Below are 20,571 nucleotides of genomic sequence, written 5' to 3'. Positions count from 1 at the left end.
GACAAGTTCTTCAAGTGCAGGTTGGTTTTGTTATGAGAAGAAAATTCATTTGTGAGGTATGCAAAAAGGAGTTCGACCAAGTAACTCCCCTAAGGGTACATCTTCTATCTCATACTGGAGAGAGACCTTATCCGTGTCCATATCCACACTGTCAGATAGCTTGCACTACACGGAGCAACCTTAATGCACATATCTTGACTCATACCGGAGCAAGACCCTTTCATTGTGAGGAATGTGACAAGACTTTTAGGCGTTCGAACCTCTTAACAAAACACATGAAAACCCAGCACCCTCAGGCTTATAACGAACGAATGCGGGTTCGTGCTGTAGAGTCGTCTAAAGACTGTTCTGTCTGTAATAAAAGCTTTTCGTCTGCACAAAAGCGCAAAGAACACCAGCAAAAAAAACATGGTGGAGTATCTACCTCGACCGCTACAGTTACGGTGCATTCACAGACAGTTCCTGTAGGTGAGGTAAGAGCAGTCACACAGTCCGTTACCACTGCTTTCGACACTACCATCAGGAGCACCATCACATCCCCCCAGGGGCGTGCCGTGATCGTTACACAGCAATTGCCTGCAGCCACTGTAACGACTATGACCCAGTCGACAGCCGCTGAAGACAGAGCCTTGCACACTCCCCCTCCACTGTGCCTTGTAAGCAACAATCCTGACCCTTCTGTTGACGACAGCGATCCATACGACATTAGTCATTTAGTTCCGGACTTTTGGTGCGATTAAGATTGTTTTTGCTGCTCAAGCCACGCAAGAAGACTTTCCAGATGCCAGAGCCCTCGCTTGCCGTCAAGCTGGCGCTTTGAGCCATATCGACTTTTATTTGAAAGAAGAACTGCACGCTGCCTCTGGCTCATTGAAAGAGACCTGATAGACAACGAGACTTAAAGAAAAAACAGGAACGGTAACAACTTCGTTCCTGTAGCAACATCAACGATTAGCCTTTCTTTGATCTTTTGATTCACTAACGTAAGAATATTTTTTAGATGGGCTACCTTTGTGTTTTGACTGACAGGTAGTGACCAGCATATTCGTACTGATAACCTTGCCATTGACATAACAGGGCAGAGAAGGAACACCACCTGACCCTCCACTTCCACTCCCCCCGTTGGCAACTGCTATTGATGAACATAGAGAGAGAGCGACAGCTGTTATTAATTTATTCATATCTGTTCCTGAAGTGTTGTAAGTTGCACTGCACAAATACATATCGTGCATTCGTGAAAAACATTAACCCGTTAACGGGACAAGCAATGACCATGCGCCCCGCCACAATGATCGACATACTTGCCGACGCCCGCACTGGCAAAAGAGGTAACGGATATGAGAGGCTGGCCCCCCTCCCTGAATCAGTAAAATCCCCGGATAAACCAACACCGCAGGCTCTCATCATTCCAAGTAGAACAGCAGAATTTGAGGCTGCCAATCGCTTTACAGCTTTGGAGAAAGTATGTCCCAACTGGAAAATATTGAAGCCATAGAAAGACGTCTGTGGAAGTCTGCTGATACGCTGGGGAGTAACTCAGAGCAGGCCAGTGTGGCGCAGGCAGGCTTTCAACTGAGGTCGGTTAGTATCTTTGCCGCTGCGATGGTCTTCAAAGGTGGTATCGAGATTAATACCTTCAAGTTGGCGGGCTGGGTTCTGGTCAACGCTGCTGACCCGGATGTATCCGACGTTCTGGCCTTTCATGGCGGGGTTCCTCTACTTCTTAGGGGCGCAGCATTCAATGTCTTACCGGGCTTTTGGCGGTTGGCTATTAGCTGCTCAGACAGCCAACCACCAAAAGCTAATAGCCAACAGCGGTATATTCTAACCTTCCGTTCCCCTTATTCTGAGTAAAGGAAAAGCCAGACCCTGCTTTACATCCTGTCCAGTTGGGCAGGATTAAGTTTTTTGGACACGGGGGATCAATGACTTAGCCGGGGGCGGGAGGGTGTCCAGTAAGTGTACTTATTTTGACAGGGCATATAACAAAGTCATCTTTGATGAATACGGTCTGGTAAGTGCATGATTCTCGATCTATTGCTACACACTGCATAGCAAGCACCTAATCAAAGGATCAAAAGATGATATGGCACAAAAAAAATGGGGAATGACACACATAGCGCTTCATGATTTCTGGTTGATAAAATTCAAGCACACTTTAATCAATGACACTTTTAACTGACAAAAGTATCGTGGAGAGCAACGAAAGCCTCTCTGGTTTATTTAATTAAGGATTTAGGCAAATGACACATAGTTTTGATAGCAGACCATGCACTACTTTAGCAACAATACTTTCATTCACACTCAGGCAATTTCGTATTGATGAAGGTTTTTCAAAGAGAGCTTTTGCAGATCGGCTGAATATTAGCCCTACAGCTTGGGGAAAAATTGAAAATGGGGACAGTGTGATTTCTCTTCAAACTTTGAATCAGATACATCAAAGGTTTTGGGAAAGACCCTCCGCTTTTTTTATATGTGCGGAAAGTTGCGCTCACTATTTGTCAAATAATGGCTGGGAAATTTTATCAAAGCTCCCCGAAGAGGATTCAGATTCTTTGGCTCAGTATGCTAAGGAGTATTTCACCGATACGAATGATTCGAAAATGACAACGGGTAGAACTGGCCGATCAACTTCAATATTGACCTCCAGATGGATACCTAATTTCATCGAGCATGCTGTATGTCGCGCTAGAGGTGAGCACTCCCCGGACTGGAAGTAAGCCCAACTTGAGAAAGGCTGTAGCATGAATTACAGCCTTTCATTTTTGCCTTTCATCACCCCTTCAACATATCAAGCACAACCCGCGCAAACCCCCGCTGCACCTCCGGGTTGGAAAGGCACTGCACCATCAACCTAAATTCAGCAGTTGAACGCCACTGAGCCATGCCATTAGGAATAGCTTCTCACGGTTCTGAGCAGCGTTTTTTAAGTCATTAGCCCGATCGAATTAATGGTTGCATCGTAATAACCTGCCCTTTTTTCAAAAATTTTGAGACCGCTTTCGTTAAAATACGACACCATGCGTTAATTGGATTCAACTGCGGTGCGATACTTTTGATTGAATCAAAAAAATCACACAGTTCACTTTGTAATTTCGCAATTTTATACATCCATCGATGCTGGCTTGTCAGCTTTATTTTCTTTTGGTTGCCAGAGTGGGTCAGCTTGCCAATTGAACTCATTAATAAGGGACGGCTGGTAATTGATTCTTTATGGGAGTCCGGATTACTCAATCGAACGTATAGCGTCCACCAGTTGTAAACCAAGGCAACCATTCGGGCCAGCATTCGACATCTTGCCATATCTTTTGTTACATAACCACCCCAGCCCCATTGGTTTTTGATTTCATCAAAGTTATTTTCACAGTCAGCCCTATTGCGATAATGATTAATGATCGAGACTATATCATTATCAAGAGCGCCCCAAGCCGCCACGGCGGATTAACATCTACGAGAAACTTCCGTTCCAATCAGACTCTTTTAGGTACGATGTTTCTAAAAGCATAAATCCACTGATACCAGGCTCTGTAGGGCAAGTTACTCGGAAGATGTGACCAGAACCGAATACTCGTAAGCTTTTATATTTTCTGGCTCTTCTATTAATGCTAACGTTTGTTGACGTTCTTTTATTCCTTTTTCCAACATCGGTATTTCATTTTCAGGACGCCGTCTTCGAACAATAATTATGCGTCTTTCTTTTTTCCAACCTGACAGTTTAATTACCCTAAATTCAGCAGTTGAACGCCACTGAGCCATGCCATTAGGAATAGCTTCTCACGGTTCTGAGCAGCGTTTTTTAAGTCATTAGCCCGATCGAATTAATGGTTGCATCGTAATAACCTGCCCTTTTTTCAAAAATTTTGAGACCGCTTTCGTTAAAATACGACACCATGCGTTAATTGGATTCAACTGCGGTGCGATACTTTTGATTGAATCAAAAAAATCACACAGTTCACTTTGTAATTTCGCAATTTTATACATCCATCGATGCTGGCTTGTCAGCTTTATTTTCTTTTGGTTGCCAGAGTGGGTCAGCTTGCCAATTGAACTCATTAATAAGGGACGGCTGGTAATTGATTCTTTATGGGAGTCCGGATTACTCAATCGAACGTATAGCGTCCACCAGTTGTAAACCAAGGCAACCATTCGGGCCAGCATTCGACATCTTGCCATATCTTTTGTTACATAACCACCCCAGCCCCATTGGTTTTTGATTTCATCAAAGTTATTTTCACAGTCAGCCCTATTGCGATAATGATTAATGATCGAGACTATATCATTATCAAGAGCGCCCCAAGCCGCCACGGCGGATTAACATCTACGAGAAACTTCCGTTCCAATCAGACTCTTTTAGGTACGATGTTTCTAAAAGCATAAATCCACTGATACCAGGCTCTGTAGGGCAAGTTACTCGGAAGACTATATCAGTAACTTTTCTACAAACCACTAAACATAAGCTCAAAGTCGTCTACTTTTAGAGTATGCAAAATGCTCATGTTTCAGGATCAGGCACAACACCTGCATTACTGCCTGCCCCCTTTGCTACCTCGCAGGTCATCCTCACCAAGCAGGAACACATCCAGCTAAAACAGCAGGCCAACCTCTGGCATGCCATGTGGAAGGCGGCCTGTGGCCGAGAGAAAAAAGTATTGGCTAAAAATGCCTCTCTTATCGCTCAGCATAAAGCCGAAATGGCTGGGTTGAACACCCAGGTCGCTGATCTGAAATCAGAACTGGCACACATGAAGCACTTGCTTTTCGGTCGTAAATCAGAGAAGACCAGTTCTTCTTCAAAGAAAAGTGGCAATACTACCCGGCCACCTTCAAATCGAAAACGAGGTCACCAGCCCGGAGTCCCCGGCTCTGGTCGCCATCTTCACAACAACCTGCCAGTGGTTCATGAGTCTGTAGACTTACCAGTGGACAAACAGTGTTGTACAGTCTGTCACCGGCCATTCAAGTCTTTTTTCAATGACGACAGCTGCGACGTAATTGAAGTTGAAGTTAAGGCTCACGTTCGTCGTTATCACCGAAGGCATTACCAAAAAACTTGCCAGTGCCCTGAAACGCCCAATATTACTACTCCACCACCTCCACCAAGACTCATCAACAAAGGAAAGCTTGGTATTTCTGTCTGGGTGGAGCTGTTGCTGAATAAGTACGCATACGGCATCCCCATAAACAGGCAACTTGAGTCTTATAAGACTCAGGGACTGGAACTGTCGCAGGCGACCATCTCCTTTGGCCTGGAAGCTATAACGCCCTTTTTTGAGCCGGTTGCCGAAGCTACTCGGGAATTCGTCGCCAGTAGCGATCAGTGGCATGCTGATGAAACCCGGTGGATCAGCTGGGCACACGAGACCACAGGTTCTCACAAACATTGGCTTTGGGTATTTCTCTGTGATCAGGCGGTTTATTTCAGCATTGCTGACACCCGTGCGGCTGTCGTACCAGAGTCGATCATTGGTGACGGGGCTGGAACGCTGGTGTGTGACCGATACTCAGCGTACAAAAAGCTTGCGAATGATGCGGTGACTATTAATTTAGCTTTCTGCTGGGCTCACGTCAGGCGGGATTTTATTGACGCTCAACGAGGTGATCCGGAGTTGGAGAAATGGAGCGCCACCTGGGTGAACAGGATTGGTCGTTTATATCATCTTAATAGTCAGCGACTTGAAGTGCTTGATGAACCAGAGCAGCTAGCAACACAGCAGTTACGGCTTGAACATCAGGTAGAGCAGATGGCAATCCAGAGGGTTCAGGAACTTAATCGTCCTAAACTGCGAGTCAGAGCGAAAAAAGTGCTCGAAAGTCTACAGAATCACTGGGAAGGATTGACCCGCTTTGTCACTGATCCCGGTATCCCCATGGATAACAACGCTGCAGAGCAAGCACTGCGCACAGGTGTCGTTGGCAGGAAGAATTACTACGGCTCTGGCAGCGTATGGAGTGCTGATATAGCCGCTTTTCTATTCAGCGTTTTTATGACGCTAAAGCTTTGGGATATTAATCCAAAAATCTGGCTGGGTGCCTATCTTGAGGCTTGTGCCATAAATGGCAGGAAGCCACCTAATGATCTCACTCCTTATCTGCCCTGGTTAATGAGTGAGGAGCGGCTTTGTGAAATGCGCAATCATGATCCGCCAAAGGTATAACAATTGGAGGCAACAATAGGGAAAAGCGGTGTCTTAATTGCTAATTTTGAAGCGGTTTGTAGAAAAGTTACCTATATCATTATCAAGAGCGCCCCAAGCCGCCACGGCGGATTAACATCTACGAGAAACTTCCGTTCCAATCAGACTCTTTTAGGTACGATGTTTCTAAAAGCATAAATCCACTGATACCAGGCTCTGTAGGGCAAGTTACTCGGAAGATGTGACCAGAACCGAATACTCGTAAGCTTTTATATTTTCTGGCTCTTCTATTAATGCTAACGTTTGTTGACGTTCTTTTATTCCTTTTTCCAACATCGGTATTTCATTTTCAGGACGCCGTCTTCGAACAATAATTATGCGTCTTTCTTTTTTCCAACCTGACAGTTTAATTACGGATTCTTTTCCCTCCCAATGGTTGTCGTATTTTACCCATCCTCCGCTACAGTGTGCATTCCCTATGGCTTTCTTAACGTTGTCGTGCTTCTTCATTTTAAAAAGATAATGACAACCAGCATCTTCCAATTCGCTCATTACCCGGTCACTTCCCCAATCACAATCACCACGAACAAATTCAGGCCAGCAGCGTTTTGGAAGTCGATTTAATAGCTCCATTAAACCGGGTAAAGAGTATTTACTTTGACTTTGATTTCCGGGTCTGACTTCAACCTCCAGTATTAATTTAAGATTAGCCATCATATATGAGTGGTAAGTATGAGAGGGTCTCCCTTTCTTATGTGGGTTATAGCCATTAACCGCTCCTTCCTGATGCCCATAAATGGTTTTCACGGTAACATCAACATCCATAATCCATGGAATGGTTAATAACGGATCAAAACAGAGATGGAGGTGTTTTTGCATCCATTCAACGCCTTCATCTTCGTCAATCTTCTTTAAACCACGCCTGGCAGAATCATCGCTGACAATTTTTTTCATCCCGAGCAACTGAGCGTTTACTTTATCACCAATAATTGTTCCGATATGCGCATAGCGTTTATGTCCTGAAAGAATGGAAAGCATTAATGAGCCAATCACATCCACTTTTTGAGGGGCGTTTGGGCTTTTATAAGTTAGTGGGCAATCGTTAATCCAGGGTTCAAATCGGTGACCTGTTTTTAAAAACTGTATAAAAAAAGGAAGCTGTCCCATTGGGGTGACCGATGCTTCAGGCTCCCACTCGACATGAATTTTACCGTCGAAAGAATCGACTTCGAGTTTGACGGATAAGGGATCTTTTTTCATTTCAGACAACTCACCCTTTGGGGGAGTGGGTTTTGGTGGTCGAACCATCTTCGAGCCCTCAATATTGTTGAGGGTTAGAGTTTAGCGGACTAGCCCACCCTGCGGGCACACATCCCAGAGTAACTCTTTTAATAAGCTAACCTTGAGCCTTCGTTCTACGATAAGGAGGAAGGCATATCCAGGCCAAAGGCCGAACGCACACTGGTGCCCCGTGCCCGGAGTTTAGCGTGGTCGGGAGGCTGGCGACCGCATCACTGATGACGCCTGGCGATCTCGTTCGGAAGACTGCATATGATCGACAGCCCCATACCCAGATATGCCTTCGCTCTGGAGTATAGGTAGGCAATCATGAAGCACAACCCAAAACCCACTAAAGCACAAAAACGAATATCTGGTCATCTTAAAACCGTCAACCTCTACGCGGCAGGCATTGATATTGGCTCAGAGTTCCACTTTGTTGCTGTCCCTGAAGAGCTGGATGATAAGCCTGTCCGGTCTTTTGCCTGCTTCACTGCTGATCTCGAGATGATGGCCCAGTGGCTTGTATGTATCGGGATTACCACCGTAGTCATGGAGTCCACCGGAATATACTGGATTCCTGCTTTCGAAATGCTTGAAGAGCACGGGCTTGAAGTCAGGCTGGTGAATGCACGCCACGTTAAAAACGTCCCTGGTCGTAAAAGTGACGTACAGGACTGCCAGTGGTTACAACAACTGCATACACATGGCTTGCTTGAAGGTGCTTTTCGTCCTGAAGATCAGGTGTGCGCTCTGCGTGCTTACATGCGCCAACGTGAAACCCTGATCCGCTATCGAGCGTCGCACATACAGCACATGCAGAAAGCCTTACGCCAAATGAACCTGCTGCTGGATAATGTCGTTTCGGATGTTACCGGCAAAACCGGGATGAGCATCATTCGTTCCATCCTCAGGGGTGAGCGCGATCCTGTAGTATTGGCGAGCCACCGTGATTCCCATTGCAAGCAATCAGAGAAAGTCATTGCTAAATCATTGCATGGACACTATCGGGCAGAGCATTTGTTTGCTCTGAAGCAGGCCGTTGAGCTTTATGATTTTTACGAAAAGGAAATCGAAGCTTGTGATAAGGCACTTGAGAATCAGCTGAGTCAGTTCGATGATCAGGTCGAAAGCGCCTCATTGCCTGCAAAGAGAAAATCAGCCAGCGCCCCCGGCTTTGATGTAAGAGCTCACCTTTACAGGATGACCGGGGTCGATCTGACAGCGATCGAGGGGATAGAAGAAAATACCGCCCTGAAAGTTATTTCTGAGACAGGGACGGACATGAACCGCTGGCCGACAGAGAAGCACTTTTGTTCCTGGCTGGGGCTGAGTCCCGGAAACAAAATATCCGGGGGAAAGGTGTTAAGCAGTAAGACCAAAAGGATTCCAAACAGGGCTGCTTCAGCTCTGAGGATGGCCGCATTGACACTGGTAAATTCAAAAAGTGCCCTAGGAGCCTATTATCGCCGGATGAGAAGTAAGCTGGGTGCACCCAAAGCGATTACAGCGACTGCACACAAACTTGCACGACTGATTTATAGCATGCTGAAAAATGGATCAGAATATGTTGAGCGAGGTCAGGATTACTACGAGGAGCAGTATCGTGACCGAGTGATTAAAAATATGAAAAAGCGTGCAGAAGAAATGGGGTACAAGCTGGTCAGGGTTGAAACAGCCTCACCAGCTTGACTCTGTGCAAGTGGCGAGACCGGAGGAGTTACTCAGAAGCTCAGGGGTTAACCGCTGAATTTAGGATCAATGGCATGGTGGAAGTTACTCAGCAGTACCTACTCGGCTATATTGTTTTTAATCTGCTTCATTACCGTGTCGTTCTCAGCCAGCTTGGCCCGTACTGTGTACTCTGCCGGACAGCAACTATGACATAAGGAAGCAGGTTATTAGAGCCTTGCGGGATTTTTCCAGCGACTATAAGTACACTCAAGACTGGCAAAACTTTCTCAGTGGTACGCTCAGTTGATTGATCGTGAAAATATCCACCAGTCCTGTGATCAGATTGTTGATATTGCTCATTGGCCCGTACACGAAGATTATGAGGTCTTCCCTGTTGGTGCCAGAGATAAGAGCCTGAGGGTCTGCCCGTCAACGGCCCCTTTTGATTTTTGCCTGCCGAATCACAGATACCTGTTCAAAGAAGCCATAAAAAGTGCCAAAGACCCGAGAAAGCAAAGACATCCCGATCAATACTGGGCTGAAGTAATTGCCTTTAAAATTGGGCGAATGATGAAGTTGCCTGTTCCTCCCGCTTTTGTAGCTGTGAATTCAGAAACCGGGGAGCCGGGTTCTATTATCGAATGGTTTTTAGGCTATGACCCCGGGATCGTCGAACGGTTTACTCCTGGTGGCGACCACATGCAATCTATGATTGAAGGCTATGACCGTGACAAAGGACGGCTACATAATCTGGACACCATCATTAAATTCTCAAGAGTACTCTCCCGCTACAAAATTCTTAGTCATGACTGGCAGGAGTACTGGGGTTTATGTCTCTGCTTTGATGCGGTGATCGGCAATACCGATCGTCATCAGGAAAACTGGGGCGTTATCTGGAACGACAGAGAGCAGTCAGCAAGACTCACACCTTTATTTGATAACGGCACCAGCCTGGGCCATGAGCTGTTCGAAAAAAAGATTCATCAGTTCAGAACCGATGAAACTGGGTTACGTGCCTATATCCGAAAAGGCAGGCACCACATGAAATGGAGCCTTGCAGAGGAGGGCCGATTACCACTTATGGAAGGGGTTTGCCGCTTTTGTGTAAAATACCCGGCCACTATACCCCTGCTGGTTGACAGCCTTGGCTGGGAAGAGGAAGCTCTCGAAAAGGCACTTAGCGAATTAACGTCCTTTGACATAAAGTCGCCGCTGTCTGTTGAAAGAGCAGATTTTGTACACCAGCTAACTATTCTTAGAAAACGTATTCTGCTCGAACATCTGGAGAGAATTGGAAATGAGGTACATTGAGCACCTGATTGAGCCTGTTCGTTTATTGCTGTCCTGGCAGGCACAGGAAAGCAAAGACCGTTCACGTTATGTCGTAGGCGAGCTGGTGCGCAAAGAAGGCAAGGTAGTTCTCAATTACCTTAATGACACTGAAGATTTTGAGCGAGCCTGCCAGCATGGCTTTTCGGGACATCCGGCGTTTCGTATAAAAGAAGAAGGCACGACTTATGATGATAAGGTGCTGGAGGCTTTTGTCAGAAGACTGCCGCCCCGTAGTCGTAGTGACTTTTACCGTTATATGGAAATGAGGGGGCTGAATCCTGATGCCGAAATCAGTGATTTTGCCCTGTTGGGTTATGTTGGAGCCCGGCTGCCTGATGATGGCTTCGAACTGGTTCATCCGTTTGATAATGCCATGCAGCCTTTTGAGTTTATTACGGAAGTGGCTGGGTTCCGGCATGGGTCTGAGGTCGTGCCGGATGACATCGCTATCGACGCACCGGTTCAGTTTGTCCCCGAACCCGACAATGGCTATGACAGTCAGGCCATTCGTATTGAGATGGGTGGCCGTAAGCTGGGCTATGTTGATCGTGGGCGCTTAAGCCTGTTCCACCGATTGCTGCATGCCGGTTACTCCATTGCAGGTAGTGTTGTGAGAAAGAATGGAACAGCAGATCGTCCCCTGATCTATATCTTCACTGCCGTCGGGGCCAAAACACACTAACCCAAGCCGGTGCTATCAACCTAACACAGCCCTTGTGCCACCTTTTATGCCAACACACTACATATAGTATTTTGTAATTTGCGCTAAAAGAAATTCACACAGGAAGGGTAAATTTAAGTTGACTTGACCCTTTGTTGAGCTAGTATTCTCAGTAACACGGCTCCCGCCTCTTCGTTGCATGCAACCTACGCGGGGGTTCTTATTTTTACCTCCCTAACAACTCTTTCCAGCCATCCTGTATCCCCATATCGCTTATTGATACCTTCCTGTCAGACTGGATTTTCGGGAACTCACCCAACTGTTTTATAAGCCTGTCGTGCCACTTTGTAGCCGGACAAATAATACTCATCAGATGAGCAACAATGTTAATCAGCAAAAACGGTTTGGAAATCAGGTCGTTCTTCCCAAGATACTTGTCGCACCAACCGACTTCACCTTGTCGGGGAAGTTTGGGCTGATCAATGACATTGCGATTCCAAACCCGGCTGTGGTGGGCGCACAAGTTACGAAGATAGTTCAGTGAACGAAGCCAGCTGGAAAACACCTTAAAATCAGACAAACCGTACTTTTCCGAAATTACCCTCTGGTCAGGTACTTTCATCATGGAAAACAGCTGAGACATTGCACCAAAATCCCATACTTCCACTGCTACCCAGATGGGTAAATCAGGACCATGGTTGCGTCGGTAATGCTTAACAAAATCTTCTTTTGATCGCCTCAGTAAAGTCTCGTACTTTTTCAACCAGTTGGCGTGCTTTTCTCCCCTGTAAGCAAATGTCGGGTGAAACTGATCAATATGCTTATAGGCAAATGTGTCTCGTTCGCCCAACAGGTAGGCAATATCCACCCTTAATGCCACCTCGATTCGTTCAAGGGCATCCAGCATCAGCTGACGCAATTTCTTATCGAAAATATAAAGATTAACGGCATCTGAAAAATGGGTATTATTGACAAATTGATCCTGCTTTACCGTTTCAATACTACCTGTGTCAGGGTTGGGCTGGATGCGAAACACTCGAAAAGGATAAAGATAAGCACTTAATCGGTAATAACCAATGCGCTGAAGATGATTAAGAGCAGCGTCTTCGTCTGTCACTTCCAGATTTCTGGATATTAATAAATCCAGCTGTTGTTGGAATGTTTTCCAGGGGCGTTCGTAAACCATTGAGCCTCGATATACGCTTGTCGATTTATGCCTGACGTCCAGCCAGTTAGTTACTCACTGATGGAGTTTATAGTGGCTTGCAGAGTCCTGCATCAACAAAAAAATATCAATGCAGGGATTACTTAATCTTTTATCTTTCAAACTTGTTTCAGATGCCCTGTTCTATTGCCATCGCATGCTTCCTTTGCCGGTCAGGCCAGTGCCTGCTCAACAAGGGCGCTGGACAGTTGCTGCTGGGTGGTTTGGGTTTGGTGGATTTGGGATTTCAGGGTGTTGCAAAGTGACATAAGTTCCTTGATCTTTGCCACTATGCGCTTTTGCTCGGTAAAAGGCGGAATAGGGATAATCATCTCCCCAACATCACCGAGCCTGAAACTGTTTTTGATTCCTCGCTGCGGTGCATCAAATTGATAACGTGCTAATGGGCTTCGCATGACTTCAGGAAAAAATAAATTCTGGCATTCGGGCATGAAACGCAACAGACAGGTATGCTGATTGATATAAGCATCTCCAAAGCCTTCCGGTATCAAACCCAAATTGCCGACATCGCCAGTAATTGAAATCAGCAGATCATTCGCTATCAACTTTGTTCTTGCCCCTTCGCTATTTTCAGGCGGAGTGACGTATCGAACAGTATTCATTCGCAAATCATAACTACCTCTGGATAAGTTTCCCATCGTCACAAAGATGGCACCTTCTTCCGAGTAGTGTTGCGCCCAACCTCTTGAGCCTGAAGTGATCAACTCTGCAATATCCCAGACTCGACACCACTCCCACCCTTCCGGCAACTCAAACGGCTTTTCCTCATCCGTAATGGCAGGCAATGGCTTCTGCCTCTTAATCTTCTTCTCTTTCACTAGCCGGGCTTTCTCCGTTGCAATTCGTTCCAGCAGTACGGAAGCGGGTTCATCGCTGGCGTCCTGTGGCACCAGTCGCCCCATTACGGCTAATTGCAGGATGGTTTGCTTGAGCTGTTCAATGCTGTGGTCGGTGGTGAACAGGGTGTCGAAGTGCTGCGCCACCAGCGACCAGTTTTCGGCCAGTTCCCCGGCGTTTTTGCTGTCGGTCAGGGTGGTGAGCATGGTATCCACCAGTGCCTGGTGGGCGGTAATGCTGTCGGTTTCGTCCTGCTCCAGTTGGTCGCAGTGGGTCATTAGTTCGTTGACTTTATCCATGATGCGAAATGCTTCAGCATGGGGCGGAACTGGGGTTATGCCGCTAAAAAATTGCTTGTCGTTTATTGCAGGGTAAGCAATGCCTGTTTGAACAGATTCCACGTACCTTATAAATACAGGGCTGCGCAGGTATAAGGCAAAGAATTCACCAGACATTTGCTGCAATGGATGCAAAATTGCAAACGCTGTACTTGCAATAGCTTCTGGAGAAAAAAGCTTATCAACAACACATATATTTTGCAGATAGGGTCTTACCGTTGAATAAATAACTGTTCCCTGTGCAATCTGCTTTCGAGCACGTGAGGGTGCCTCATTTGCAGATAACACCTTCGGTGATCCAATTTTTCCCTTACTATTATCTATTGCAGAAACATCAAGGTAGGTGAAATCATCATCAGGTTTTTTTTGCCCCCAGTCTCGTCCTATTTCACCAAGTCTTGCCCACTCCCAACCAGCAGGCAGATCAAATGGTTTTTCATCCTCCGCAACCGGCGGCAACGGCTTCTGCCTTTTAATCTTCTTCTCTTTAACCAGCCGCGCCTTCTCCGCCGCAATCCGTTCCAGCAAGACAGAAGCCGGTTCATCATCAGAATTCTGCGGCACCAGCTTGCCCCGCACCGCCAGCTCCAGAATCAGTTCCCGCAGTTTCTTTATGCCGGTCAGTTCCAGCTTGCTGCCCCGCCCCCGGCCACTGGATGAACGGGTAGTGTGGGTGGTGGTCAGCAGTTCCAGGTGTTCGGTCAGGCCGTTAATCGTCATGCCTTTTCCTCCCGCTGGCTGGACAGGGCAGTATCCAGAATGTCTTTGATCTGACGACGGGTGTCGGCCATGGACTGCTGTTGCTGCCGGTAGCGTGCCAGCAGTTCCTTTGGATCGTGGCTGACCTGTTCGCCAATATGGGGGTTCTTGCAGTCCAGGTTAAAGATCGGCCAGTAAAGGGCATCGCCTGCCTGCCGGGCTCTGGCCTGTTGGGCTTTCAGGGTTTTAATGCTGGCGGTGTTTTGCTGAATCTGCTTTTGCAATACAGGGCGGTCGGTGCTTTTTTTATCCAGCGTTTTCAGTTGCTGTCGCAATTGCCGCAGTTCGGCGGACAGGCCGGAGGCTTCATCGCTGAGCTGTTCAGCCTTGTCCCAGTGGGGTTTCGCCTTAGCTTTGGCATCGGCCATCCGTTGTTTGAAATCCACCGACCAGGCTTGCTCGGTGGTGGTTCGGGTGCTGAAACCATCGGCTTCATTCCCCCACCAGGCTTGTTCCGGGGCAAACTCTTCCACGCGCATGGGGCGGGTTTTGCTGTAGCTTTTCTGCCCTTCCGGGTAGGGGTGTTCGTAGAACCAGATGGTCTCGGTGGGCTGGCCTTTGGTAAACCTAAATTCAGCAGTTGAACGCCACTGAGCCATGCCATTAGGAATAGCTTCTCACGGTTCTGAGCAGCGTTTTTTTTAAGTCATTAGCCCGATCGAATTAATGGTTGCATCGTAATAACCTGCCCTTTTTTCAAAAATTTTGAGACCGCTTTCGTTAAAATACGACACCATGCGTTAATTGGATTCAACTGCGGTGCGATACTTTTGATTGAATCAAAAAAATCACACAGTTCACTTTGTAATTTCGCAATTTTATACATCCATCGATGCTGGCTTGTCAGCTTTATTTTCTTTTGGTTGCCAGAGTGGGTCAGCTTGCCAATTGAATTCATTAATAAGGGACGGCTGGTAATTGATTCTTTATGGGAGTCCGGATTACTCAATCGAACGTATAGCGTCCACCAGTTGTAAACCAAGGCAACCATTCGGGCCAGCATTCGACATCTTGCCATATCTTTTGTTACATAACCGCCCCAGCCCCATTGGTTTTTGATTTCATCAAAGTTATTTTCACAGTCAGCCCTATTGCGATAATGATTAATGATCGAGACTATATCATTATCAAGAGATGTGACCAGAACCGAATACTCGTAAGCTTTTATATTTTCTGGCTCTTCTATTAATGCTAACGTTTGTTGACGTTCTTTTATTCCTTTTTCCAACATCGGTATTTCATTTTCAGGACGCCGTCTTCGAACAATAATTATGCGTCTTTCTTTTTTCCAACCTGACAGTTTAATTACGGATTCTTTTCCCTCCCAATGGTTGTCGTATTTTACCCATCCTCCGCTACAGTGCGCATTCCCTATGGCTTTCTTAACGTTGTCGTGCTTCTTCATTTTAAAAAGATAATGACAACCAGCATCTTCCAATTCGCTCATTACCCGGTCACTTCCCCAATCACAATCACCACGAACAAATTCAGGCCAGCAGCGTTTTGGAAGTCGATTTAATAGCTCCATTAAACCGGGTAAAGAGTATTTACTTTGACTTTGATTTCCGGGTCTGACTTCAACTTCCAGTATTAATTTAAGATTAGCCATCATATATGAGTGGTAAGTATGAGAGGGTCTCCCTTTCTTATGTGGGTTATAGCCATTAACCGCTCCTTCCTGATGCCCATAAATGGTTTTCACGGTAACATCAACATCCATAATCCATGGAATGGTTAATAACGGATCAAAACAGAGATGGAGGTGTTTTTGCATCCATTCAACGCCTTCATCTTCGTCAATCTTCTTTAAACCACGCCTGGCAGAATCATCGCTGACAATTTTTTTCATCCCGAGCAACTGAGCGTTTACTTTATCACCAATAATTGTTCCGATATGCGCATAGCGTTTATGTCCTGAAAGAATGGAAAGCATTAATGAGCCAATCACATCCACTTTTTGAGGGGCGTTTGGGCTTTTATAAGTTAGTGGGCAATCGTTAATCCAGGGTTCAAATCGGTGACCTGTTTTTAAAAACTGTATAAAAAAAGGAAGCTGTCCCATTGGGGTGACCGATGCTTCAGGCTCCCACTCGACATGAATTTTACCGTCGAAAGAATCGACTTCGAGTTTGACGGATAAGGGATCTTTTTCCATTTCAGACAACTCACCCTTTGGGGGAGTGGGTTTTGGTGGTCGAACCATCTTCGAGCCCTCAATATTGTTGAGGGTTAGAGTTTAGCTCAGGGGTTAACCGCTGAATTTAGGGTAAAGAACAGCAGGTTAGTGGCAATGTCTGTGTAGGGAGCAAAGACTTTTTTCGGCAGGCGCACAATGGTGTGCAGGTTGCATTCGGTGAGCAGCTTTTCTTTCAGCCGGGCCTGCATGCCATCGCCAAACAGAAAGCCATCGGGCAATACCACAGCTGCACGACCACCGTCTTTTAGCAGATGAATGAACAGCCACATAAACAGATCGGCAGTTTCCCGTGTTCGGAATTGCGAAGGGAAGTTGCTTTCGATGCCATCGGTTTCTGTGCCACCAAACGGCGGATTGGCGACAATCACATTCACCCGGTCTTTTTCGCTCCAGTCCGTATGGGGTTTAGACAGAGTGTTGTCGTGTTTGATCTGGCTCGGCACTTCAATGCCGTGGAGAATCATATTGGTGGTCGCCAGCAGGTGGGGCAGGGGCTTTTTCTCAACACCGTGAATGCTGGCCTGAAGCACCTGTTCATGTTCCGGTGTCTGCACGTAACGCTGGCGTTTGTGTTCAATGGCGCAGCTAAGGAAACCTCCGGTGCCGCAGGCGGGGTCCAGTACGGACTCTGCCAGCTGCGGGTCAACCCGGTCGACCATAAATTCGGTGACGGCTCTGGGGGTATAAAACTCCCCGGCATTACCGGCACTTTGCAGGTCTTTCAGAATCTGTTCGTACATATCCCCAAAGGCGTGTCGCTCTCTGGACTTATTGAAGTCGATCCCTACCTCGATTTTGTTGATGACCTCGCGGATCAGCTGGCCGGACTTCATGTAGTTGTAGGCATCTTTGAAGACGCTCTGAATCACCGCAGCACGGGGATCACCGGCAATGTTGGGCAGTCGTTGCAGGCCATCGAACAGGTCGTCGTCGATAAAGGTTTTCAGGTCTTCACCGGTAATGCCTTCACTGCCTTTTGCCCAGTTGCGCCAGCGCAGGTGTTCGGGAATGGGTGAACGATAGTGGTCGTCCATCAGTTCCCACTCAAACTCGCGGTCGTCGTATATTTTCAGAAACAGCATCCAGACCAGCTGGCCGATCCGCTGGGCATCACCATCGACCCCTACGTCTTTACGCATAATGTCCTGAATGGCTTTAATGGTGGTACTGATCGACATGTCAGATTCCTGTCAGGCAGCCGGGGCGCGGCTGCCGGGTTAATCGGTTACAAAGGGGAGAAGAATGCTCAGGCGCGGTTAGCGTATATTTCCTGCTCCAGAGACTGCACAGCCTGCTGGTATTGCTGTTTGCCGCCAAAGGCTTCGATGATTTCCATCGGTGAGCCGATCCTGGTAAAGGGAGCCAGAGAGAGAATTTTAACATCTTCTATAGGTTCGATGCCGGTATCCGAGTATTTCTCCAGCAGGGCTTCCAGCACCTTGCGGGCCTGCCCCTGAAAACGGGTGAAGTAGTTTCTTTTCTTCACCTGCTCTGCCCGTTCCCGGCGGGTGAGGGCGGGCTGATCGTAAATGACATGGCAAACCAGGTCAAAGGGATCCATCTCGACGCCCTGTTTTTCCTGAACCAGAACCTGAAGCTCTTCCCAGAATACGCCCTGCCGGGACAGTTCTTCGATAATGGCCTGCTTTTTGTCCGCTGAAGACCATTTACGGAGAAACTCATCCAGCGTCTTAAATTCTTTTTTCAGGATGTCGCAGGTGTGATCCTGAATCGAGGTGGTCACCAGGTCGCCGTCCATGGTCATGTGTTGCTCACGGACGCTGGCGATGTTGATACTTTCCCCCTGCACCTGATATTTGATGCGGGTTTCGGTTTTTTTCTCTTCCTTTGGGAGCGGGGGCTCACCGGGTTTGGGGTCATAAATGACCTCGGGGTCTCCATCGAATTTCTCATCCTTGAAGAGTTTGGTGACCCCCTTAAAGTCCATGATGGCAAACCAGTATTTGCCATGCTCCTCATCAATTCGAGTGCCGCGCCCGATGATCTGCTTGAACTCGGTCATGGACTCGATGTTCTGGTCCAGCACCACCAGCTTGCAGGTTTTGGCATCCACTCCCGTACTCAGCAGTTTACTGGTGGTGGCAATAACAGGGTAGCGGGACTCCGGGTTAATGAAGTTATCCAGCTCCGCCTTGCCGTCTTTGTCTTCACCGGTAATACGCATCACGTATTTGCGGTTCTCTTTGATGCGCTCGGGGTTCAGGTTAACCAGTGCCCGTCGCATACTTTCGGCGTGATCGGTGTCCTCACAGAAGATAATGGTCTTCTGGTACTCACCGGTCTGTTGGAGGTATTCGGTGACTTTCATTGCCACCAGCTGGGTGCGCTCATCAAAGGCAATGTGCCGGTTGATGTCCTTACGGTTGTAGATGCGGTCTTCAATAAGGTGGCCGTATTTATCTTTCTGCCCGGATTTCGGCTTCCAGCTATCGAGGTCGACGTCCATATCAATGCGGATGACTTTGTAAGGAGCCAGGTAGCCGTCATCAATGCCCTGCTTCAGTGAGTAGGTGTATACCGGTTCGCCAAAGTAGGTGGCGCTGGATACGTCTTTGGTCTCTTTGGGCGTGGCGGTCAGGCCGATCTGGGTTGCGCCGGAGAAGTAGTCCAGCACCTTGCGCCAGGCAGAGTTTTGTTTGGCACTGCCCCGGTGACACTCGTCGACAACGATCAGGTCAAAGAAATCGGGGGAGAACTGCCGGAAGATGTTCTGCTCTTCTGCGCTGCCCGTTACCGCCTGATAAAGCGCCAGGTAGATTTCAAAGGATTTATTGACCTGCCGTTTGGCTATTTTGGTCATAGCGGCCCCGAAGGGCTTGAAGTCGTTGTTTTTGGTCTGGTCGACCAGAATATTGCGATCCGCCAGAAACAGGATGCGCTTTTTCTGCTTCGACTTCCAAAGCCGCCAGATGATCTGGAAGGCGGTGTAGGTTTTGCCTGTCCCTGTCGCCATGACCAGCAGTACACGGTTTTGCCCTTTGGCAATGGCTTCCATGGTGCGGTTGATGGCGTTGGCCTGGTAGTACCGGGGCTTTTTTCCGTCTTTATCAATGTAGAACGGGGCGCTGATGCTTTGCTGTTCGGTTTTGCCCAGTGCTTTCCATTGGCAGTAAGACTGCCACAGGGTCTCTGGCAACGGGAACTGCTCCAGAGTCAGCTCGGTTTCCTGATGCCCGGACTGGCCGGTTTTATCGTGAAAGATAAAGCCATCGCCATTACTGGAAAAGACAAAAGGGGTGTCCAGGTGGTCAGCGTATTCCAGAGCCTGCTGCATACCGGCTCCGAGGCTGTGATTGTTGTCCTTCGCTTCAATGACGGCGATGGGAAGGCCATCGTGGTATGAGAGCAGATAGTCCGCCCTGCGTCGTTTACCACGGCTGTGCAGTGTGCCTTTTACTGTGATGCGACCGGCGGCAAAGGTGACCTCTTCCCGTATTTGCGTTTGTATATCCCAGCCAGCGGCTTCTAGAGCCGGGGTAATGAACTTGGTGCAAATATCTCGTTCGCTGAGTTCCTTTTTATTCATCCATCAAACTCCGGAGTCATGGGGACAGGTCACCACTGGTTGGTCACAATAAGGCGAACCATTGTACCAATACGTCCCATTCTGAGGGTAATGGTTGTGGCTATCAAATAACGATCAAATAACCATCAAATAAAATTTATTCCCCAGTCCCTTTATTATCAGGGGGTGAGCTATTTGGTTTTGAGAGTTGGGTTGTTTCTATCAAATAACCATCAAATAAATCTGTGGCTGGAAGTTGGGCATTATTCAATGGGCGTAATAAAGAGGGAGGGATTTAAATGCAGTCCGACAGAAGTGGGGACCAATGTGGGGACCAAATCCCCAGATACGAAAAAGCCCGTAGTGCTTACTAACGCTACGGGCTTTGTCTTATATGGTGCCGGCACCAAGAGTCGAACTCGGGACCCACTGATTACAAGTCAGTAAATGTAATTAAAGAATATAACCAATATTGTTTATTATTTGCTCTTATTATATAAAAAATCCAATATTTTCCCTTCTATTTCAATAATTTAACTGATTATAGCGTTTATTAGCGTTTTCATGCGTCCAACCCCCGTTTTCGGAAAGGATGAGTAAAAAGGATGAG

Annotated in this window: 18 protein-coding genes; 6 read left to right on the top strand and 12 right to left on the bottom strand. The window is 47.3% G+C overall.

The features are described 5' to 3' along the window. Positions 1 to 449: 449 nt before the first annotated feature. Positions 450 to 713 carry a hypothetical protein gene (locus tag NX720_RS12175; RefSeq protein WP_262601370.1) on the bottom strand — a complete coding sequence of 88 codons (264 nt, stop codon included), beginning with the start codon at positions 711 to 713 and terminating at the stop codon, positions 450 to 452. A 231-nt stretch (positions 714 to 944) separates the two neighbouring features. Beyond that, positions 945 to 1,181: a hypothetical protein gene (locus tag NX720_RS12170; protein ID WP_262601369.1), complete on the bottom strand. Its 237-nt coding sequence runs from the start codon at positions 1,179 to 1,181 to the stop codon at positions 945 to 947. Positions 1,182 to 1,464: 283 nt separating this feature from the next. On the opposite strand from NX720_RS12170, the gene NX720_RS27495 reads away from it, so the two are divergent. Beyond that, positions 1,465 to 1,854, top strand: coding sequence for a hypothetical protein (locus tag NX720_RS27495; protein WP_449757781.1), 390 nt, complete (start codon positions 1,465 to 1,467; stop codon positions 1,852 to 1,854). A 389-nt stretch (positions 1,855 to 2,243) separates the two neighbouring features. After that, positions 2,244 to 2,720: a helix-turn-helix domain-containing protein gene (locus NX720_RS12155; protein WP_262601367.1), complete on the top strand. Its 477-nt coding sequence runs from the start codon at positions 2,244 to 2,246 to the stop codon at positions 2,718 to 2,720. 214 nt (positions 2,721 to 2,934) lie between these two features. On the opposite strand, the gene NX720_RS12150 is transcribed toward NX720_RS12155, so the two are convergent. The 3 genes from NX720_RS12150 to NX720_RS12140 all read right to left on the bottom strand — a co-directional run bounded on the left by NX720_RS12150 (position 2,935) and on the right by NX720_RS12140 (position 4,305). After that, positions 2,935 to 3,435 (bottom strand): hypothetical protein, encoded by a 501-nt coding sequence (locus NX720_RS12150; RefSeq protein ID WP_262601365.1) that lies wholly within the window; start codon positions 3,433 to 3,435, stop codon positions 2,935 to 2,937. A 102-nt stretch (positions 3,436 to 3,537) separates the two neighbouring features. Continuing rightward, the gene (locus NX720_RS12145; protein WP_262601366.1) at positions 3,538 to 3,756 is read right to left on the bottom strand and encodes a hypothetical protein; all 219 of its coding nucleotides are present in this window, start codon (positions 3,754 to 3,756) and stop codon (positions 3,538 to 3,540) included. Positions 3,757 to 3,804: 48 nt separating this feature from the next. Next, positions 3,805 to 4,305, bottom strand: coding sequence for a hypothetical protein (locus NX720_RS12140; protein WP_262601365.1), 501 nt, complete (start codon positions 4,303 to 4,305; stop codon positions 3,805 to 3,807). A 176-nt stretch (positions 4,306 to 4,481) separates the two neighbouring features. Here NX720_RS12140 and tnpC point away from each other — a divergent pair, with 176 nt between their 5' ends. After that, positions 4,482 to 6,155, top strand: coding sequence for an IS66 family transposase (gene tnpC, locus NX720_RS12135; protein WP_262601364.1), 1,674 nt, complete (start codon positions 4,482 to 4,484; stop codon positions 6,153 to 6,155). A 207-nt stretch (positions 6,156 to 6,362) separates the two neighbouring features. Here tnpC and NX720_RS12130 read toward each other — a convergent pair whose 3' ends face one another. Continuing rightward, positions 6,363 to 7,442, bottom strand: a complete 1,080-nt coding sequence (locus tag NX720_RS12130; protein WP_262601363.1) for a transposase — start codon at positions 7,440 to 7,442, stop codon at positions 6,363 to 6,365. 300 nt (positions 7,443 to 7,742) lie between these two features. On the opposite strand from NX720_RS12130, the gene NX720_RS12125 reads away from it, so the two are divergent. The 3 genes from NX720_RS12125 to NX720_RS12115 all read left to right on the top strand — a co-directional run bounded on the left by NX720_RS12125 (position 7,743) and on the right by NX720_RS12115 (position 11,100). Next, positions 7,743 to 9,104 (top strand): IS110 family RNA-guided transposase, encoded by a 1,362-nt coding sequence (locus NX720_RS12125; RefSeq protein WP_262597527.1) that lies wholly within the window; start codon positions 7,743 to 7,745, stop codon positions 9,102 to 9,104. Between the two features lie 285 nt (positions 9,105 to 9,389). After that, positions 9,390 to 10,397 (top strand): HipA domain-containing protein, encoded by a 1,008-nt coding sequence (locus NX720_RS12120; RefSeq protein ID WP_262601362.1) that lies wholly within the window; start codon positions 9,390 to 9,392, stop codon positions 10,395 to 10,397. Further along, positions 10,384 to 11,100, top strand: coding sequence for an HIRAN domain-containing protein (locus NX720_RS12115; protein ID WP_262601361.1), 717 nt, complete (start codon positions 10,384 to 10,386; stop codon positions 11,098 to 11,100). The genes NX720_RS12120 and NX720_RS12115 overlap by 14 nt, the downstream gene beginning before the upstream one ends. Positions 11,101 to 11,305: 205 nt before the next feature. Here the strand turns inward: NX720_RS12115 and NX720_RS12110 are convergent, their stop codons facing one another. The 6 genes from NX720_RS12110 to hsdR form a co-directional block, all read right to left on the bottom strand. Next, on the bottom strand, positions 11,306 to 12,265 hold the full coding sequence (locus tag NX720_RS12110; RefSeq protein ID WP_262601360.1) for an Abi family protein: 960 nt from the start codon (positions 12,263 to 12,265) through the stop codon (positions 11,306 to 11,308). A 191-nt stretch (positions 12,266 to 12,456) separates the two neighbouring features. After that, positions 12,457 to 14,199, bottom strand: coding sequence for a restriction endonuclease subunit S (locus NX720_RS12105; protein WP_262601359.1), 1,743 nt, complete (start codon positions 14,197 to 14,199; stop codon positions 12,457 to 12,459). Next, complete coding sequence (locus tag NX720_RS12100) at positions 14,196 to 14,837, bottom strand: hypothetical protein (protein WP_262601358.1); 642 nt, start codon at positions 14,835 to 14,837, stop codon at positions 14,196 to 14,198. The genes NX720_RS12105 and NX720_RS12100 overlap by 4 nt, the downstream gene beginning before the upstream one ends. 50 nt (positions 14,838 to 14,887) lie before the next feature. Then, the gene (locus NX720_RS12095; RefSeq protein WP_262601357.1) at positions 14,888 to 16,441 is read right to left on the bottom strand and encodes a transposase; all 1,554 of its coding nucleotides are present in this window, start codon (positions 16,439 to 16,441) and stop codon (positions 14,888 to 14,890) included. 38 nt (positions 16,442 to 16,479) lie between these two features. Next, positions 16,480 to 17,613, bottom strand: coding sequence for a class I SAM-dependent DNA methyltransferase (locus tag NX720_RS12090; RefSeq protein WP_262601356.1), 1,134 nt, complete (start codon positions 17,611 to 17,613; stop codon positions 16,480 to 16,482). Positions 17,614 to 17,681: 68 nt separating this feature from the next. Then, positions 17,682 to 19,982, bottom strand: a complete 2,301-nt coding sequence (hsdR, locus tag NX720_RS12085) for an EcoAI/FtnUII family type I restriction enzme subunit R (protein WP_262601355.1) — start codon at positions 19,980 to 19,982, stop codon at positions 17,682 to 17,684. Positions 19,983 to 20,571: the final 589 nt, after the last annotated feature.

The sequence above is a fragment of the Endozoicomonas euniceicola genome (assembly GCF_025562755.1).
Taxonomy (GTDB): Bacteria; Pseudomonadota; Gammaproteobacteria; order Pseudomonadales; family Endozoicomonadaceae; genus Endozoicomonas_A; species Endozoicomonas_A euniceicola.
The sequence above is the reverse complement of the archived record's forward strand: the minus strand, read 5'-3'. Positions and strand labels throughout refer to the sequence as shown.

Coding starts and splice junctions, on each gene's coding strand:
- NX720_RS12175 (WP_262601370.1), bottom strand. CDS start 713: ATGACTAATGTCGTATGGATCGCTGTCGTCAACAGAAGGGTCAGGATT.
- NX720_RS12170 (WP_262601369.1), bottom strand. CDS start 1,181: ATGAATAAATTAATAACAGCTGTCGCTCTCTCTCTATGTTCATCAATA.
- NX720_RS27495 (WP_449757781.1), top strand. CDS start 1,465: ATGTCCCAACTGGAAAATATTGAAGCCATAGAAAGACGTCTGTGGAAG.
- NX720_RS12155 (WP_262601367.1), top strand. CDS start 2,244: ATGACACATAGTTTTGATAGCAGACCATGCACTACTTTAGCAACAATA.
- NX720_RS12145 (WP_262601366.1), bottom strand. CDS start 3,756: ATGGCTCAGTGGCGTTCAACTGCTGAATTTAGGGTAATTAAACTGTCA.
- tnpC (WP_262601364.1), top strand. CDS start 4,482: ATGCAAAATGCTCATGTTTCAGGATCAGGCACAACACCTGCATTACTG.
- NX720_RS12130 (WP_262601363.1), bottom strand. CDS start 7,442: ATGGTTCGACCACCAAAACCCACTCCCCCAAAGGGTGAGTTGTCTGAA.
- NX720_RS12125 (WP_262597527.1), top strand. CDS start 7,743: ATGAAGCACAACCCAAAACCCACTAAAGCACAAAAACGAATATCTGGT.
- NX720_RS12115 (WP_262601361.1), top strand. CDS start 10,384: ATGAGGTACATTGAGCACCTGATTGAGCCTGTTCGTTTATTGCTGTCC.
- NX720_RS12110 (WP_262601360.1), bottom strand. CDS start 12,265: ATGGTTTACGAACGCCCCTGGAAAACATTCCAACAACAGCTGGATTTA.
- NX720_RS12105 (WP_262601359.1), bottom strand. CDS start 14,199: ATGACGATTAACGGCCTGACCGAACACCTGGAACTGCTGACCACCACC.
- NX720_RS12100 (WP_262601358.1), bottom strand. CDS start 14,837: ATGGCTCAGTGGCGTTCAACTGCTGAATTTAGGTTTACCAAAGGCCAG.
- NX720_RS12095 (WP_262601357.1), bottom strand. CDS start 16,441: ATGGTTCGACCACCAAAACCCACTCCCCCAAAGGGTGAGTTGTCTGAA.
- NX720_RS12090 (WP_262601356.1), bottom strand. CDS start 17,613: ATGTCGATCAGTACCACCATTAAAGCCATTCAGGACATTATGCGTAAA.
- hsdR (WP_262601355.1), bottom strand. CDS start 19,982: ATGAATAAAAAGGAACTCAGCGAACGAGATATTTGCACCAAGTTCATT.